We start from the raw sequence: 15,979 nt of genomic DNA, 5'->3' as shown, positions 1-15,979 counted from the left end.
CCATGAGTTACAACGTTTCCCCCATCGGCTTCGTGCGCTCCTGCTTCAAGGAGAAGTTCGCCATCCCGCGCCAGCCGCAACTGGCGCCCGCTGCCCGTGGCGTGCTGGAACTGGTGGCACCGTTCGATCAAAGCGAGGCGGTCGAGGGCCTGGAGCAGGTCAGCCATGTGTGGCTGCTGTTTCTGTTCCATCAGGCCTTGGAAGACAAACCGCGATTGAGGGTGCGTCCGCCGCGCCTGGGCGGCAACCAGTCCATGGGTGTGTTTGCCACCCGCGCCACCCATCGCCCGAACGGCATTGGCCAATCGGTGGTGAAGCTGGACAAGGTAGAAGCCGGCCGGCTGTGGGTTTCCGGGATCGATTTGCTCGATGGCACGCCGATTCTCGATATCAAGCCGTATGTGCCGTACGCCGATATCATCGATAGCGCGACCAATCGCATTGCCAGCGCCGCGCCGACACGGATTCCCGTGCAGTGGCTGAAGACCGCCCTGAAACAGGCTCACACCCATGCTCAGCGTCTTGGCGAGCCGTTGGTGGAGCTGATTGAACAGTGCCTGGCACAGGATCCGCGGCCGGCGTACCAGACGCCCGGGCCTGAACGCGAATATGGCGCGCAGTTCTGGGATGTAGATGTGCGTTGGCATTATCCCGAGGCTGGGATGATTTGTGTGCTGGAAGTGATCGCTGCGCGGCGTTGAACTGTAGGAGCGAGCTTGCTCGCGAAAAATATCAAGTTGCCGCGTTCATCCTGGACACCCGCGTCAACGTTGGCGTTCTTCGCGAGCAAGCTCGCGCCTACAAAATACCGATGTTATTTCTCGACGAACGCTCGCTCGATCAGGTAATCACCCGGCTCACGCATCCGCGGCGAAACCTTCAGGCCGAAGCTGTTCAACACTTCACTGGTTTCATCGAGCATGCTCGGACTGCCGCACAGCATGGCGCGGTCATCCTCGGGATTGATCGGCGGCAGGCCGATATCGCTGAACAGCTTGCCGCTGCGCATCAGGTCGGTCAGCCGGCCTTCGTTCTCGAACGGTTCACGCGTCACGGTCGGGTAGTAGATCAACTTGTCACGCAGGGCCTCGCCGAAGAACTCGTTCTGCGGCAGGTGCTCGGTGATGAACTCGCGGTAGGCGACTTCGTTGACGTAACGCACGCCGTGGCACAGGATCACCTTTTCGAAACGCTCGTAGGTTTCCGGATCCTGGATCACGCTCATGAACGGCGCCAGGCCGGTACCGGTGCTGAGCAGGTACAGATGTTTGCCCGGCTTCAGATCGTCCAGCACCAGAGTACCGGTCGGTTTTTTGCTGATGATGATCTCGTCGCCTTCCTTCAAGTGCTGCAATTGGGAAGTCAGCGGGCCATCCGGCACCTTGATGCTGAAAAACTCCAGATGCTCTTCCCAGTTAGGGCTGGCAATGGAGTAGGCGCGCATGAGCGGGCGGCCGTTGGGCTGCTGCAGGCCGATCATCACGAACTGACCGTTCTCAAAGCGCAGGCCCGGATCGCGGGTGCACTTGAAGCTGAACAGAGTGTCGTTCCAGTGATGAACACTGAGGACACGCTCGTGGTTCATGTTGCTCATGTACGTGGGACTCCTGGAAATGGGTCTGCGCCAAATGATAGGTACGCAATTGCACAGCATTCTAATGGCGGAGATAATATCTGTTAACTGAATTATTAAGATAAGGGTTATCGGTTATATAGATATGCGATTTACTCTCCGTCAACTTCAAGTCTTCGTCGCCGTCGCCCAGCAGGAAAGCGTCTCGCGCGCTGCTGGTCTTCTGGCCTTATCGCAATCCGCCGCCAGCACCTCGATTACCGAGCTGGAGCGTCAATCCAGCTGCCAATTGTTCGACCGTGCCGGCAAACGCCTGAGCCTCAATGCGCTCGGTCGCCAGCTGCTGCCTCAAGCAGTGGCACTGCTGGACCAGGCCAAGGAAATCGAAGACTTGCTCAACGGCAAGTCTGGCTTCGGCTCCCTGGCGGTCGGGGCGACCTTGACCATCGGCAATTATCTGGCCACGTTGCTGATCGGCAGCTTTATGCAGCAGCATCCCGAGAGCCAGGTGAAGCTGCACGTGCAGAACACTGCGCATATCGTGCATCAGGTGGCGCACTACGAAATTGATCTGGGTCTAATCGAAGGCGACTGCAGCCACCCGGATATCGAGGTGCAAACCTGGGTCGAAGATGAATTGGTGGTGTTTTGCGCGCCGCAGCACCCGCTGGCCCAGCGTGGCCAGGCAACCATGGAAGAATTGACCCATGAAGCCTGGATCCTGCGAGAACAAGGTTCCGGCACCCGCCTGACGTTCGATCAAGCCATGCGTCATCATCGCAGCGCACTGAATATCCGCCTGGAACTGGAACACACCGAAGCGATCAAGCGCGCAGTGGAGTCCGGATTGGGGATTGGCTGCATTTCCCGGCTGGCGCTACGGGATGCATTTCGGCGTGGCAGCCTGGTGCCCGTGGAAACGCCGGACCTGGACCTGGCCCGGCAGTTTTACTTCATCTGGCACAAACAGAAATACCAGACCTCGGCCATGCGCGAATTCCTCGAGCTGTGCCGCACGTTCACCGCCGGGGTGCAGCGCAGCGACGAGATCGTGCTGCCGAACATTGCCTAGATCAGGATCACCGCCCACACCAGGGTAATCATGGTCAATGCCACAAACTGCGCGGCGCTGCCCATGTCCTTGGCGTTTTTCGACAAGGGATGACGATCCAGGGAAATGCGGTCAATTGCCGCTTCCACTGCCGAATTGAGCAACTCGACAATCAACGCCAACAGGCATACGGCAATCAGCAAGGCGCGCTCTACGCGACTGACATTCAGGAAAAAGCTCAACGGAATCAAGATTGCGTTGAGCAACACCAATTGACGAAAAGCCGCCTCGCCGGTGAAAGCCGCACGCAGGCCATCCAGAGAATAGCCCCCCGCGTTGAAAATACGTTTGATACCGGTTTGACCTTTGAAAGGCGACATAGAGTAGGCAACTGAGCAAAAAGGTGTGGGGAAACTAGAGCAATCACAGTCAAAAAAACGTGAACGAATACCGTCCTATTGCTGCGAAATTGACTCAAGCTGTTGCAGGAGCAGTGCAGCCTGGGTACGTGTACGCACCCCGAGCTTGCGGAAAATGGCTGTCACGTGAGCCTTGATAGTGGCTTCAGACACGCTCAGTTCATAGGCAATCTGCTTGTTCAACAAGCCTTCGCAGACCATGGTCAGCACCCGGAACTGCTGGGGCGTCAGGCTGGCCAGGCCGTCACGTGCAGCCTTGGCTTCATCGGAGACATTGATCTCTTCAAAGGCCTGGGGCGGCCAGGAAACATCTCCATCCAGCACCGTACGCACGGCTTTCTGGATGTCTTCCATGGCACTCGATTTTGGAATGAAACCACTCGCGCCGAATTCCCTGGAGCGCACCACCACCGACGCTTCCTCCTGAGCTGAAACCATCACCACCGGAATCTGCGGGTATTGCCCTCTCAACAGCACCAGGCCCGAGAAGCCGTAGGCGCCGGGCATATTCAGATCCAGCAAGACCAGGTCCCAATCAGGTTTTTCGGTAAGACGGGTTTCCAGTTCAGCGATGCTGGCGACTTCAACCAGTCGAACGTCCGCGCCCAGCCCCAGCGTGACGGCCTGATGCAAAGCGCTGCGAAACAGGGGATGGTCATCGGCAATCAGGATTTCGTATGTGGCCATTTATTAAATGATCCTGTTTTTATGGGAGTACCGATGGGTTCAGTACTCACCAACGCACAAGGTGTCAGCCAGGAGGTTGTCACCAAAGAGCACGTTAACTAGCAAAAGCGCAAAAAAGACGTCTCAAATCTGCGACGGCGCCCTAATCGGCGCCAAGCATGCCCACCATGACCTGGGCGGTCAAGCGCTCCACCTAAGAGCATTTTAGCGGGCTGAGGGCCTACAGTGCCATCATGCAAACGTCGTCTGGTCATAAGCGCTATAGATAAGGCGTCAGGCGGGCATGGACAGCGTCGTCCGGGTCCAAAGGCAACAGGAACTTGGCCGCCAGGTAATGAGTGCTGAAAACATCCAGATAGGCATCCAATACTTCACTGGCCGGTTGATCACTGGCCAACTCCAGACACAGGGCCGCCACTTCGGCGGTGCAGAAATGATCGTCCCGCTTCGAGCGACGCAGTTTATAACGAGACAATTGCTCGGGTGCCAGGCTCAGTACGGGCAAGTGCGCAAGGTACGGACTCTTGCGAAACATCTTGCGCGCCTCGCTCCAGGTGCCGTCCAGCAGAATAAACAGCGCCCGTTTGTCCTGTGCAAGGTTGACCTCGCTGACCACTCGTTCAGGCGCGACAAATTCTCCGGGAAAGACGATATACGGCTGCCATTGCGGGTCGGCCAGCAAGGTCAGCAACTCGGGGTCGACTTCCGTCCGCGACCAGGCAAACGCCGTGGTATCACCAATCACATCGGCAATCAGCCAGCCGGTATTGCTCGGTTTCATCGGTTCGACATCGTGCATCAGCAGACACACAGCGGATTTTGCCTGGACCTTGGGACGCCAGGCGCACAGGCAGTATTCAGGAATGACCCGGCATCCCGCGCAGCGCTCGGCGCGGGATCCGCGGGCGACAAAGGGTCTGATGGCACGCGCCAGACGCTGGGCGCGTAAACGGGAGACCGCGTGGCTCATCGGATACGCCGTTGCAAAAAGCTGGAAATCGACACGGGCAGAACTCGGGAAGGGCAAAAGTTGCGGCAGTTTACCAGAGCGGCCTGCGAGCAATCACACTGGCGGCCGATACGCCTGGCTGTACAGGCCTGGGGTCACCTATAATCTCGCGTCACTGAACGCACAGCGCAGTGACGGGTCTATGGATCAGTAACCGAATCAGGAGAGTTTCATGCTGCGTCTTATGTTGCGCCTTGCCGCCCCAACCGCCGCCTTGGCGCTGGTTTTGCCTTTGGGCGCCCAGGCAGCTTCCTTGCTGGAGCTGCAAATGAACAAGAAACTGCAAAGCGTGGCGACGGAAAGTAATAAAGACCTGCCCAGGGAAATTGACGAGAAAACCCTGGAAGTGGCCTACACCGTCGAAGGCATGCAGTTGATTGATCACTTGAGCGTGATGCCCGACCGTGCCGAGCAAATGCGCGCCAACCCCAAGGCCGTGTATTTCCAGCTGGGCCAGAGCGTTTGCCTGAACAAGGGCTACCGCGAACTGATGGCCAAGGGCGCAGTGATGCGTTATGAAATCACTGAAAACAAGACCAATCGTCCAGTGGCGTCGGTCAAGTTTCAGGAGTCTGATTGCCCGGCACCGGCGAAGAAAAAGTAACCGTTGTTTACCGCACGCCGCTGACCAGCGGCGCTACCGCCCTCCCCTTGCCAAGCTCAATAAGCGATTGCCAGGCATGAGTTTTTGGGCTCATGATCAAGTCATCCAGTAACAATTCCAGGGCAAAAGAGGCTTGCCCTCGCGTTACTTGCAGTGCAAAGGTTTTTAAACATAAGGAACATACAGAACCGGTTTCGTCGCCCTCGACTGCCAGAGGTCCGACGAACTTTCATGTCCTGTCCGACGACACGTCGAGGCAGGCAGCGACACATGAGTGTCGGGGTCCCGATGAATCTCTCGTCGTCACCCAAGGTTCTGTGAAGAAGGAGAAGTTGAATGCCTGACCAACCGAATGACCTCCTGCTCCGTCATTTTCAAGAAAACGGGACCGATCTCACTCAGCAGATCGACGCGCAACTCAACCTGATTGCCCCCGACAGCCCGAACATCCCTCTTTACCGTGACATGATCCTCACCGTGCTACGCATGGCCCGTGACGACCGTGACCACTGGAACGCCAAAATCACCTTGAAGGCCATACACGAACTGGACCATGCGTTTCGCGTGCTGGAGCAGTTCAAGGGACGCCGCAAGGTCACCGTGTTCGGCTCCGCACGCACGCCGGTGGAGAGCCCACTCTATGCCTTGGCCAGGGAAGTGGGGGCAGCCCTTGCGCGTTCAGACCTGATGGTCATTACCGGCGGCGGCGGCGGCATCATGGCGGCGGCTCACGAAGGCGCGGGTCTGGAGCACAGCCTGGGATTCAATATCACGCTGCCCTTTGAGCAACATGCCAACCCGACCATCGATGGCACGGACAACCTGCTCTCCTTTCACTTCTTCTTTACCCGCAAGCTGTTTTTCGTCAAAGAAGCCGATGGGCTGGTACTTTGCCCGGGAGGCTTCGGTACCCTGGACGAGGCGCTGGAAGTGCTGACCCTGATCCAGACCGGCAAGAGTCCGTTGGTGCCCGTGGTATTGCTGGACGCTCCCGGCGGCAGTTTCTGGCAAAGCGCCCTGGATTTTATTCGCAGCCAGTTGGAAGCCGACCGCTACATCTTGCCCACGGACCTCAAGTTGTTGCGCCTGGTGTATAGCGCGGAAGATGCGGTCAATGAAATCAATCAGTTCTATGCCAACTTCCACTCAACTCGCTGGTTGAAACGCCAGTTTGTGGTCCGCATGAATCACCCTCTCAGTGATCACGCATTGGCGCATATTCAGACGGCCTTCGCAGACCTGCGCCTCAGTGATGATTTCCATCAACTGGCCTACGCAGGGGAAGAACACGATGAACCCCACTTCAGCCATCTGACGCGGCTGGTATTCAACTTCAACGGCCGTAATCAGGGCCGACTGCGTGAGCTGGTGGATTACATCAACCTGCCGGAAAACTGGGCTGAAACCCAGGAAAAAACCCGATTACGAGCTACAGAAACGGCATGAGCCAAACGCAAAAAAGGCCCGCTATTTTCATAGCGGGCCTTTTTTGCGTGTGATGGCTAACCATATCAATCGTCCATCTCTCGGCCGCTCAACAAGCGACTGATCATCTCCATCGAGAATCCTCGATAACTCAGAAAACGTCCTTGCTTGGCACGTTCTCGAGCGTCAACAGGCAGATGGCCGGCAAACTTGCGGCGCCAGGTATCTTCCAGCTGCGCTTGCCAACTGATACCGCACTCACGCAGCGCAAGATCGATGTCGGCGCGTTGTAATCCGCGCTGGCTCAACTCTTCACGAATTCGCGCGGGGCCGTAGCCAGAGCGCGCTCGATAGGACACAAAACTTTCGAGATAGCGGGATTCTGACAGCAGTCCCTCTTCCGTCAAACGGTCGAGCGCCGTATCAATCATCTCGGGACAAGCGCCGCGCTGACGCAGTTTGCGCGTCAGCTCGACTCGACCATGCTCGCGTCGTGCGAGCAGGTCCATTGCGGTGCGCCTTACGGCGACGAGCGTATCCAGTACAACCGTCATCGTTTGACTCAGATATCAGCGTCTGCTTCTGCCATATCGTCAACCGGTTCACGATTGGCCGCAGCCTTGACGTCTGGCGCTGCAGTCAGCAGCTTGTCGCGAATCTGCTTCTCGAGAGCCGCCGCGATATCCGGGTTGTCTTGCAGGAACTTGGCCGAGTTGGCTTTGCCCTGACCGATCTTGCTGCCGTTATAGGCATACCAGGCACCGGACTTCTCGACAAAACCGTGCACCACACCCAGGTCGATCATCTCGCCATTCAGGTAGATGCCCTTGCCGTAGAGGATCTGGAATTCAGCCTGACGGAAAGGTGGAGCCACCTTGTTCTTCACAACCTTGACACGGGTCTCGCTACCCACGACCTCGTCGCCTTCCTTCACCGCGCCGGTACGACGGATGTCCAGACGGACCGAAGCGTAGAACTTCAGCGCGTTACCACCGGTGGTGGTTTCCGGGCTGCCGAACATCACGCCGATCTTCATCCGGATCTGGTTGATGAAGATCACCAGGCAGTTGGCGTTCTTGATGTTACCGGTGATTTTACGCAGCGCCTGGGACATCAGACGGGCTTGCAGGCCGACGTGCATGTCGCCCATTTCGCCTTCGATTTCAGCTTTTGGCACCAGAGCGGCCACGGAGTCGACAACGATCACGTCGATGGCGTTGGAGCGCACCAACATATCGGTGATTTCCAACGCTTGCTCACCGGTGTCCGGTTGCGAAACCAGCAGGTCGTCAACGTTGACACCCAATTTGCCGGCGTATTCAGGATCCAGGGCGTGCTCGGCATCGACGAACGCACAGGTGGCGCCCATCTTCTGTGCCTGGGCAATCACCGACAGGGTCAGGGTGGTCTTACCGGAAGATTCAGGACCGTAGATTTCAACGATACGGCCTTTTGGCAGGCCGCCAATGCCGAGTGCGATATCCAGACCCAGAGAGCCAGTGGAAATAGCCGGGATCGCCTGACGGTCATGATCGCCCATACGCATTACGGCACCCTTGCCGAATTGACGTTCGATCTGACCCAGGGCCGCAGCCAAGGCTTTCTTCTTGTTGTCGTCCATTAAAGTCCTCACGTAATCAATAAGGCCTGACGGCCAACACCTGTATAAGTAGACAGTATTGTTCCACAAACATCCGGGATCGCCTACCCCTGATTTTCTATTTCTGCTGCAGCTCGTCGCAATAACCCCTCAAGCGCGGCTTTTACCGTCTGTCGGCGGACTTCATCGCGGTCGCCCGTAAAGTGTGCCAGCTCGGCACTGACGCCATCGCCAACGCCCCAGGCCAGCCAAACCGTGCCCACCGGCTTATCCGGGGAACCACCGTCTGGACCCGCGACACCACTGACCGCCACCGAAAACCGCGCCAGGCTTTTTTCCTGGGCGCCCCTGGCCATGGCTTCGACCACTTCACGGCTCACCGCCCCGACCCTGGCAAACAACGCTTGCGGCACCTCGAGCTGGAGCGTTTTCTGTCGGTTGGAATACGTGACGTAACCCGCCTCGAACCAGGCAGAACTCCCCGGAATCCGGGTAATCGCTTCGGCGATACCGCCACCGGTACAGGACTCGGCCGTGGTGACGTGGGCATTGAGCACCTGCAAGCGCCGACCTAGTTCAGCGGCGAGTTGGGTAATTTCCTTCACGGTGGTCTCCTGGAATGGGCGGGTGTTTGCCTACCCTACAGGAGGCAGTTGCAGGCGCAAGTAACAGACTGGATCAGGACGCTAGCGAGCAATGGCACGCACATAGGCCTGGCATGCCCGCAGTGCAATCAATCCATTATCGCCACTGTCGGTGATGCCGATAATTCGTTGAGCATGCGCCGGGTCAAGTCCGGCTCTCTGGGTTCCATGAACCACGCTGCCGGAGGGGGCGGTGGCTCGCAGCGCACAGCCGCTGGCGGGAGCGGCGGCGTCGAGAAGGACTGACAAGCGCACATCAGCAGTGGCCAGGCGATCGCGCAAGCGCCCTTGATCACGTTGTGCATCACTTAACTCCCGGGCATGTTGTTGGTCGCTGGCGCTGAGTTGCCGCTCAAGGACCAGGCGTTTTTCCTGCTCGGCTTGCTGTCGCCGCAATGCCGCCTGACTGTGTTGATTAAGGGCGTCCATCTGCACCGCTGCCTGATGTTCAAGCCGCGCCGTATAGCGCCAGGCCTGGAGATGCCAGGCAAGAGCAAACGCAGCACCGAACACGCTGGCCAACAGCATCCGCCCGGCGATCAGCCGATAAACGACCGGGATCAACTCGAAGAAACGCACAGTACCGCCCTCGCCCGCGCCCACAATTGCAACCGGTGCTCCAGGCCGTTGACCCCGCCGTTGATACGGCGAGTGATCGTGGTGAACTGATCCTTGTCGGCCAGCTCATTCAGACCATTGCTTTTCCAGAACCAGGCGGCGGATTCGGCCGCCCATTGCGGCTGCTCCAGCAACTCTGGGAAAAACAGCAGGCGATCATCGCCAAACAACGCCTGGCTGCACACCCGATAATTACGCCGGCCGGTGATCTGAATCAGCCCACGACCACGATATTTCTGGCCGTCACCATCAGCTTCCGGGGTGTTGCCCAGACGCGCGGCCAAGGTCCCCGTGTCGTATTTGCTCAGGTAGCGATCGCCGCCCAGTTCACGCACATAGCGCAGCTCACCGGATTCGTGACCGATCTGGGCGACGAACGCAGCCATGCGCGGGGGCGCGGTGATCTGATAGTGCAGCATTGCCGCGTTCAGCGCGGATATGAAAACGCCCGCTTGGGAGCGGGCGTTGGGTAGAATCTGTTGCAGTTGCGCGAGTGTCATCATCCTCAATCTCCGTCTACTCAGGAAGCCAATCCCCTGGCCATGATCGAACTGCGATAGCCGGCCGTCGGGTCGCCGGAGTGCGTCACCTTGTCAATCGACCACCGCCCCTGCATATACCCCGGCCAGGTTTCATCCAGCAGCAACAGCCCTTCCGCAGACAACAACGGATTGCCAGGGCAATCAATCGCTATCGTCAGCCCTTCACGCCCCACGCGCCGCAGCTCACCCTCGGCTACGGCGCGTGCCTCGTCGGCATTCTGAGAACGCTGGCGCAAGGTCTTGAACGGCGCGATACCGACCTCGACCACCCGCTGCCGAGAAGCTGCCGCATCCCACCAACTGACACGGCAGCCCTGATATTTCGCGCGGGCTTGTTCATCGATTCTGGCGCTGATAAACGCCTGTTCGCTGGGGCGGTTATCGTCGGTTATCGACAGCCGCACATCCGGCAATTGCTGGCCCGAGAGCGACTTGACCTGACCACTTTCAGCCAGCACGTACAGCTCATTGACCGGTTTGGTCACCGCGTTGTAGCGCCTGGCGAGCCGGGTGATAAAGCCCATGTCGGTTTCGTTGGACTGGTCGATGTGAGGTATCGAAATCCCGTCCAGCGCAGGCGCTACGCGGGGCGAAAACCCGTGCCGCGTCGCCAGTTGGCGAAACAGCGCGCCCAGGGTCGTGGGCCCGTGGCTGGCGGAGCGGCGCTGCCGATAACCGCTTTGGTCAGCCACGCTGAACGGTGCTGCCGTCGCGACGATAGCGAGGCGCATGGGAAACAGGTAAGGGGTTCTTTGGGTAATGACGAATTCGCCTTTTTCCACCAGGCCCGATTCCAGGTAACCCACGCGCAAGCCGATTTTGCCACCCAGGCTGGGCAGGCCTTCGAGTCCCTCAATATTGATGGTCAATTCCAGCCGATCGGACTCGATCCCGGCCGCGTCAGTGTGCTTCCACTGCATCAATCGTGGATTGATCAACGCCCCGTTGGCCCCGTAGATTTCCACGGTCGGGGTAAATCCCATTGCCATGACGCCTCCTTAATCCCAGGCCGAAACCGGACGCGCAGCGCCGGGCCGCGCCTCCATTTCGGGCACAATCACCCAGATCCCCGCCGGCAACACCGGACCGTGCTCGGCGAGGCCAGGATTCAGCCGCCAGAGGGTTTCCTCGGCAGCGTCATCACAACGACCCAGCTCGCGGTAAAGCAGCAGGTTGACCGAATCACCGGCAATACTCCGAACTCTACGCATTGACGAACTCCTCCAGCACCAAGCTCCACTTGATCAGCATGGCGGTGCCGTCATCGATCACATTGGCCTGACTCTCTGTCACCGCGACGATGCGCCACAACCCCCAGTTACGCCCAATGCCATCCACCAGCGGCAACGGTGCCCGCGCGTCCTGCAGGGCACGCAATTCATCCAGCCGCTGCATGCCCACCGCGGCCATGGCGCCGCCACCAAAGGTCAGCTTTTCCAGTTTCTGGCCGTTCTGTCGCGACTGGGGTTTGCTGGCGACAATCTCCAGATTGGCCCAGCCCCCATCACTGCTGCGCTGGAGCGTGGAATAAGCAAAACCTCGCGACAGCCCGAAAATGAAACTGCCCAATACCATCTGCTGCCGCATTAATCACCTCCATCGGTCAGTGCTGCATTGCGCCGGACCGCCAGTGAATCGGTCAGCATCGGCATACATTGGTTCTGCAGGGTTTGAATCACCAGATTCGCCAGCTCCTGGGCGCTCGCCGGGGCCTGGCCGCTGATCTGGATAACCGGCGCGAAGTTGATCTGCCGGTTATCCGCTGGCGCGCTGGTCAGCTGTGTGCCGACCTCTTCGGGGGAGCGCAGGCGATCAACCAGGCCGCCGAGTTGGTCGCCCATCCATGCGCCGGCCTCACTGCCCAGCAGCCCGCCCAACGCGCCACCCACAGCGGTGCCGACGCCGGGGAAAATCAACGTGCCGAGCGCCGCACCGGCAGACGCGCCGGCCCAGGCGCCACCCGCCGTGCCAAGGCCGCTACTGACAGCGCGCATGTCGCCGTCGCGCACGCCCTGTACGGCCTCCATCGTCGCCGTCGCGACGCGCAACGGGGTAAACCGCCGCGTAGCGACGGATTCCAAGCGGCTCATGGCACCCGACAATCCCGTTGCCAGTCCCTTAGCCCCACGGCGGGCCACCACGTTGCTCGCAGGTGGCGCCATGGACGGCGCGAATGCACTGCCAGGCAAACCGCCCGCGGCCCGAGCGGCGGACGTTTGCGAAAACGGCGGCAACGGCTCGCCCTTGATAGTGAGCGCAGGTGCACGCTCGACTCGCTCCATGCGCGGATACAGGTTCAGGTCGGATCGTTTACCGGTGCGCGCAGGCTGTGCGGCCTGCGCAGGCAGCCGCGACTGTGCCGGCCTGTTCGGCTTGGGCAGCCCGACGCGCCGGGGTTGCAGCTTGCCAGGGGAACGCGCCTTGCCCTTCTTCCTGACGGTGTCGCCAACGCTCTCGGGCAACCGCGCAGTTGCGCTATCCAGCGCGCTACGCTTAGTGCTATCCGGGCAGCAACACGACGCATCCTTACCCTTATTCTCCTTGAGCAGCTCGCCGAGCGGCCCGCCCAGTTTGGCGGCAGCCCTGTCGATGAGGTTGCCCGAGACCCGTGATTTGATCGTGTCCCACAGCCCAGAGACGGCTTCGGAAGCGAGAAAGGTGACAGAGGGCGCCACCGCGCCAACGGTTTTGACCGCGTCAGCCGCTGCCGGCGACCGGCTTGCCAGGGTGTTGATACCTTCGACCACAGCAGTCTTCACGGTGAGCGAAGGCGCTTCCAGCCATACCGATGCAGCCCCAAGGGTGTTGGAAAGGCGTGTCTTGCTCTCGCTGTATTCGTCTCGCTTGAGCTTAATCGACGACTCGGAAGTGTTGGCCTCGCTAAGAGACAGCTTGGCGTCTGAATGCCGAAGCGCACCTGCCAGATCAAAAATCGGTCCATCACCCAGGGTCATGGCTTCGCGGGTCAGACGCAGGTCCACCGCGACGACCGGCGATTCTCCGGTGTTGTCCTTATGCTCGTCTGAAAGCCTGCTGTCGGCACGCTCTTCGGCTTTCACAGGACGGGCATCGAATGCGTTGAGCACTGACAGCCGTGTGTTGAGCGCATCCAGATGACTGCGCAGCAGCCCCAGGGACAGCGTCAATCCATTCAGTTCGAGCCCCACATTCCGCAGGTTCAGCCCCGACGGTGCTGGCTGAACCGGGTCCAAAGCCGAGACCCCGGTGAGCGGTTGTGACGAGCCAATGTGACTGATATCGGCATTCTCACCACTGCCGAGCCGGCCATCCCTGGCCGCGACATAGATGAGCGAATAGTTTTCTTGCATCCCGCTCTACTCCTGTTTGACGCCAAGGCGAGTGATCGCAATGTCGTAGCGGCGCAATGCTTTACCGGCGTCCCAATCAAGGATTTCCGTTTCGCTGACTGAATAAATCAGCGGCACGACGTCGAGGATTACGTCGATGTCGCGCTCCGAAAGAAGGCCGCCGGCTGGTTTAAAAAATCGTCGATCCGCTCCTGCAATTCGGTCCAGTCGGGCACGCTCAAGCCTGCAAGATCGGGAATCATCAGGCCGCTGCAGTGGGAGGTGATGAACTCGGCGCGTTCCTTGGCCGTGGTGAGTTTTTTCATCACTTTGGTGGCGCGCAGGGCGGGCATTTCCAGGGACAACTCGGTCAGCGTGCGGCCGGCGACTTCGAGCGGCAGCAGCAATTGCACCTGTTCGCGGGTCAGGGACTCGCGACCTTCACCCGCGTCCTCCAGGAAGAACGATGCCGGACGCGTTGACATGTCATGTACGTACTGGGCAATGCTCACGTAGTCCGGACGCTTGAGTTGGTCGAGTTCCTTTTCCGACAGACCGGTCGCGAGTTTCGCCAGCTCGAAGAACTGCTCGTCTTCATCGTCACCGGCACGGGCAAGGGCTTCTTTTTGCGGCGCGTAGAACATCGGTTTGAGTTGAATCTGCTCGATCGTGACGCCGCTGTCGGCGGTGATCGGGGACAGCAAAAGGTGAAGTGGAGGCATCCAGGCCATAAGGTCAATTCCTTGATAAACGACAATCCAAAACGTCAAAAAACCAGTGCGGGCAGCCACATTGGCGGTGCCCGCACTGGATCTTCGGCAGCCTTACGGCATCAGCACCGCACGCCGGGCATCACCAAGGATGTCGACGCCGTTGAGCATGAATTTCTGCGTGCGCACGTCGATGTCGATCACCGGCACGCCATTGTCCAGGCGGTTGTAGGTGCGGCAGGAAAGCTCCAGGGTGGTGGTGGCCTTGTCGCCCATCTTCAGCTTGGCTTCGGTCAGGGATTTGAGCTTGCCGCCGACGGTGTGATAGGTGAAGAAGGTCTTGCCATCCTGGTCCTGGCCCGCTTCACGCACGTTCAGCAGGATGTCTTCACCCAAGCGAACGCCCAGGGCCAGCATGATTTCCGGACCGGCGCCTTGCAACACCAGGGTAGCCCCGAGCACCTTGCCGCTCTTGGCCATTTCCTCGGCGATGAAACGCCCGCCGGACATGGGTTCCATGTCGAACTCGATCTTCGGTGGAGTGAATTCTTCCACCGTCGCCGACAACGGCAGGCCTTGGAGGGTGGCCGCAATGGCCTGTCTGACTCGGTTGGTAAACATTAGAGAACGTCCTCCAGGAACTGCTCGATGATTTCATCGCGGGCGTTGAGTTGATAAACCATGTGTTCGTTCGGCGCATAGCGGCCGTAGTCGATGACGATGAACCAGGTGCCGTTCTTGTACTTCTCGACGCTGTTGAGTTCCGGGTGCAAGTACACGCTGCCGCCAGGAATGGTTTCGTCGGCGACCAGGGTTTGCAGCCAGTCGTTGATACGCTTGACCTCCTGATCCATGAACGACTTGGTCAGGTTATGCGCCATGGCCTTCTGGCCGGCCTTGACCAGTTTGCGGCTGATGGCGTCTTCCAGGCCGATGTAGCTGATGAACTTACCGGTGATGGAGCGGTTGCCCAGCAGCGAGAAGCCTCCCAGGATGGTGCGGGCGTAATAGCTCACGCCGTAGCGGTTGAGCAAGTCGCCTTCGGTGGAGGTGTCGAGGATGTTGTACTCGACCACGCGGGACACATCCTCGGCGAAGGTCACTTGATTGCCCGGGCTTTCCCATTGCTTGACCTTGGCCAACGCGGCGATGGCCAGCGACGACGGCGCCAGGAACACGTTTTTCTTGGCCGCCTTGGAGTACACCGACGGCATGTTGTGCACCAGCAGGCAACGGTCGAAACCGAGGTCCGCGCCGCCCAACTCACCGCTGTAAGTCACTTGGTCGGCGACCGCGGCATCTTTGCCATCCAGTACCACACGAGCCTTGATGCGCTTGCCGAAGGACGCGAACTCACCGGCCACCGCCTTGCTGCCGGTAAAGCCTGGAGCGCCGATGATGGTCAGGTCCTCGGGGACGCTGCTCAGGGCGGCGAGGCCCAGTTTGCGGCCGGTGACCGGCTCGTTGCCGCCGATCACATTGTTGATCGTGTCGGCCGGAGTGGCGCCTTCTTCGACGATCACCACGTAAACCGGCACCTTGACCACTTTGAGGATCTGGTACACCGCCTGAAACAGTGTGCCGGCCTCGGCACCGCTCGGGTCCAGCAACGCCTGGGTGGTAAAACTGTTGATGCGGAATGGCGCATTTTTCGGGATCGACGCATGCGCATTGGGTGCGGTGCCGACCAGACCGATCACGTTGTCACCCAGGCCACCCATGGCCTCGGGGGATTCAGTGGCATTGACGGTGATGCCGTTATGCTCGAAGTTCAAAACCTCAGCCATGA

20 protein-coding genes are annotated in these 15,979 nt (G+C 59.4%); 4 read left to right on the top strand and 16 right to left on the bottom strand.

Going from position 1 to position 15,979, the window contains the following annotated elements; translation table 11 throughout:
- The first annotated feature begins 2 nt into the window (after window positions 1-2).
- A complete protein-coding gene (tsaA, locus tag BLU75_RS01920; RefSeq protein ID WP_084381333.1) occupies window positions 3-701 on the top strand; it encodes a tRNA (N6-threonylcarbamoyladenosine(37)-N6)-methyltransferase TrmO in 699 nt (232 codons plus the stop codon).
- Window positions 702-814: 113 nt separating this feature from the next.
- On the opposite strand, the gene fpr is transcribed toward tsaA, so the two are convergent.
- Window positions 815-1,594, bottom strand: coding sequence for a ferredoxin-NADP reductase (gene fpr, locus BLU75_RS01915; protein WP_003189055.1), 780 nt, complete (start codon window positions 1,592-1,594; stop codon window positions 815-817).
- A gap of 124 nt (window positions 1,595-1,718) precedes the next feature.
- On the opposite strand from fpr, the gene BLU75_RS01910 reads away from it, so the two are divergent.
- Window positions 1,719-2,645, top strand: a complete 927-nt coding sequence (locus BLU75_RS01910) for a LysR family transcriptional regulator (RefSeq protein WP_084381334.1) — start codon at window positions 1,719-1,721, stop codon at window positions 2,643-2,645.
- On the opposite strand, the gene BLU75_RS01905 is transcribed toward BLU75_RS01910, so the two are convergent.
- From BLU75_RS01905 to BLU75_RS01895, 3 genes are all read right to left on the bottom strand, one after another.
- Complete coding sequence (locus tag BLU75_RS01905) at window positions 2,642-3,004, bottom strand: diacylglycerol kinase (protein ID WP_084381335.1); 363 nt, start codon at window positions 3,002-3,004, stop codon at window positions 2,642-2,644. The genes BLU75_RS01910 and BLU75_RS01905 overlap by 4 nt on opposite strands.
- Before the next feature lie 75 nt (window positions 3,005-3,079).
- Window positions 3,080-3,730, bottom strand: coding sequence for a response regulator transcription factor ErdR (gene erdR / locus BLU75_RS01900; RefSeq protein WP_084381336.1), 651 nt, complete (start codon window positions 3,728-3,730; stop codon window positions 3,080-3,082).
- A gap of 259 nt (window positions 3,731-3,989) precedes the next feature.
- The gene (locus BLU75_RS01895; protein WP_084381337.1) at window positions 3,990-4,700 is read right to left on the bottom strand and encodes a tRNA-uridine aminocarboxypropyltransferase; all 711 of its coding nucleotides are present in this window, start codon (window positions 4,698-4,700) and stop codon (window positions 3,990-3,992) included.
- A 211-nt stretch (window positions 4,701-4,911) separates the two neighbouring features.
- On the opposite strand from BLU75_RS01895, the gene BLU75_RS01890 reads away from it, so the two are divergent.
- The gene (locus BLU75_RS01890; RefSeq protein WP_084381338.1) at window positions 4,912-5,343 is read left to right on the top strand and encodes a PA3611 family quorum-sensing-regulated virulence factor; all 432 of its coding nucleotides are present in this window, start codon (window positions 4,912-4,914) and stop codon (window positions 5,341-5,343) included.
- 336 nt (window positions 5,344-5,679) lie between these two features.
- Window positions 5,680-6,789 (top strand): LOG family protein, encoded by a 1,110-nt coding sequence (locus BLU75_RS01885; RefSeq protein WP_084381339.1) that lies wholly within the window; start codon window positions 5,680-5,682, stop codon window positions 6,787-6,789.
- A 65-nt stretch (window positions 6,790-6,854) separates the two neighbouring features.
- Here BLU75_RS01885 and recX read toward each other — a convergent pair whose 3' ends face one another.
- The 12 genes from recX to BLU75_RS01825 form a co-directional block, all read right to left on the bottom strand.
- Window positions 6,855-7,322, bottom strand: a complete 468-nt coding sequence (recX, locus tag BLU75_RS01880) for a recombination regulator RecX (RefSeq protein WP_084381340.1) — start codon at window positions 7,320-7,322, stop codon at window positions 6,855-6,857.
- Between the two features lie 8 nt (window positions 7,323-7,330).
- The gene (gene recA, locus BLU75_RS01875; protein WP_084381341.1) at window positions 7,331-8,389 is read right to left on the bottom strand and encodes a recombinase RecA; all 1,059 of its coding nucleotides are present in this window, start codon (window positions 8,387-8,389) and stop codon (window positions 7,331-7,333) included.
- 83 nt (window positions 8,390-8,472) lie between these two features.
- On the bottom strand, window positions 8,473-8,973 hold the full coding sequence (locus BLU75_RS01870; protein WP_084381342.1) for a CinA family protein: 501 nt from the start codon (window positions 8,971-8,973) through the stop codon (window positions 8,473-8,475).
- An 81-nt stretch (window positions 8,974-9,054) separates the two neighbouring features.
- Window positions 9,055-9,591: a lysis system i-spanin subunit Rz gene (locus BLU75_RS01865; RefSeq protein ID WP_084381386.1), complete on the bottom strand. Its 537-nt coding sequence runs from the start codon at window positions 9,589-9,591 to the stop codon at window positions 9,055-9,057.
- Entirely contained in the window at window positions 9,573-10,130 is a 558-nt protein-coding gene (locus BLU75_RS01860; protein ID WP_084381387.1) for a glycoside hydrolase family 19 protein, read from the bottom strand. The genes BLU75_RS01865 and BLU75_RS01860 overlap by 19 nt, the downstream gene beginning before the upstream one ends.
- Window positions 10,131-10,150: 20 nt before the next feature.
- Window positions 10,151-11,161 carry a contractile injection system protein, VgrG/Pvc8 family gene (locus BLU75_RS01855; protein WP_084381343.1) on the bottom strand — a complete coding sequence of 337 codons (1,011 nt, stop codon included), beginning with the start codon at window positions 11,159-11,161 and terminating at the stop codon, window positions 10,151-10,153.
- A 9-nt stretch (window positions 11,162-11,170) separates the two neighbouring features.
- Complete coding sequence (locus BLU75_RS01850; RefSeq protein ID WP_084381344.1) at window positions 11,171-11,383, bottom strand: tail protein X; 213 nt, start codon at window positions 11,381-11,383, stop codon at window positions 11,171-11,173.
- Complete coding sequence (locus tag BLU75_RS01845) at window positions 11,376-11,759, bottom strand: phage tail protein (protein WP_084381345.1); 384 nt, start codon at window positions 11,757-11,759, stop codon at window positions 11,376-11,378. Before BLU75_RS01845 ends, BLU75_RS01850 begins: the two co-directional genes overlap by 8 nt.
- On the bottom strand, window positions 11,759-13,501 hold the full coding sequence (locus BLU75_RS27630; protein WP_231982605.1) for a phage tail tape measure protein: 1,743 nt from the start codon (window positions 13,499-13,501) through the stop codon (window positions 11,759-11,761). Before BLU75_RS27630 ends, BLU75_RS01845 begins: the two co-directional genes overlap by 1 nt.
- 128 nt (window positions 13,502-13,629) lie before the next feature.
- Window positions 13,630-14,211, bottom strand: coding sequence for a phage tail assembly protein (locus tag BLU75_RS01835; protein WP_084381346.1), 582 nt, complete (start codon window positions 14,209-14,211; stop codon window positions 13,630-13,632).
- A 93-nt stretch (window positions 14,212-14,304) separates the two neighbouring features.
- Window positions 14,305-14,811: a phage major tail tube protein gene (locus BLU75_RS01830; RefSeq protein WP_084381347.1), complete on the bottom strand. Its 507-nt coding sequence runs from the start codon at window positions 14,809-14,811 to the stop codon at window positions 14,305-14,307.
- Entirely contained in the window at window positions 14,811-15,977 is a 1,167-nt protein-coding gene (locus BLU75_RS01825) for a phage tail sheath protein (RefSeq protein ID WP_084381348.1), read from the bottom strand. The genes BLU75_RS01830 and BLU75_RS01825 overlap by 1 nt, the downstream gene beginning before the upstream one ends.
- Window positions 15,978-15,979 lie beyond the last annotated feature (2 nt).

Source organism: Pseudomonas mucidolens (assembly GCF_900106045.1).
In the GTDB taxonomy this organism is placed as follows: Bacteria; Pseudomonadota; Gammaproteobacteria; order Pseudomonadales; family Pseudomonadaceae; genus Aquipseudomonas; species Aquipseudomonas mucidolens.
Note: the sequence above shows the minus strand (reverse complement) of the source record. Positions and strands in the feature narration are given on the sequence as shown.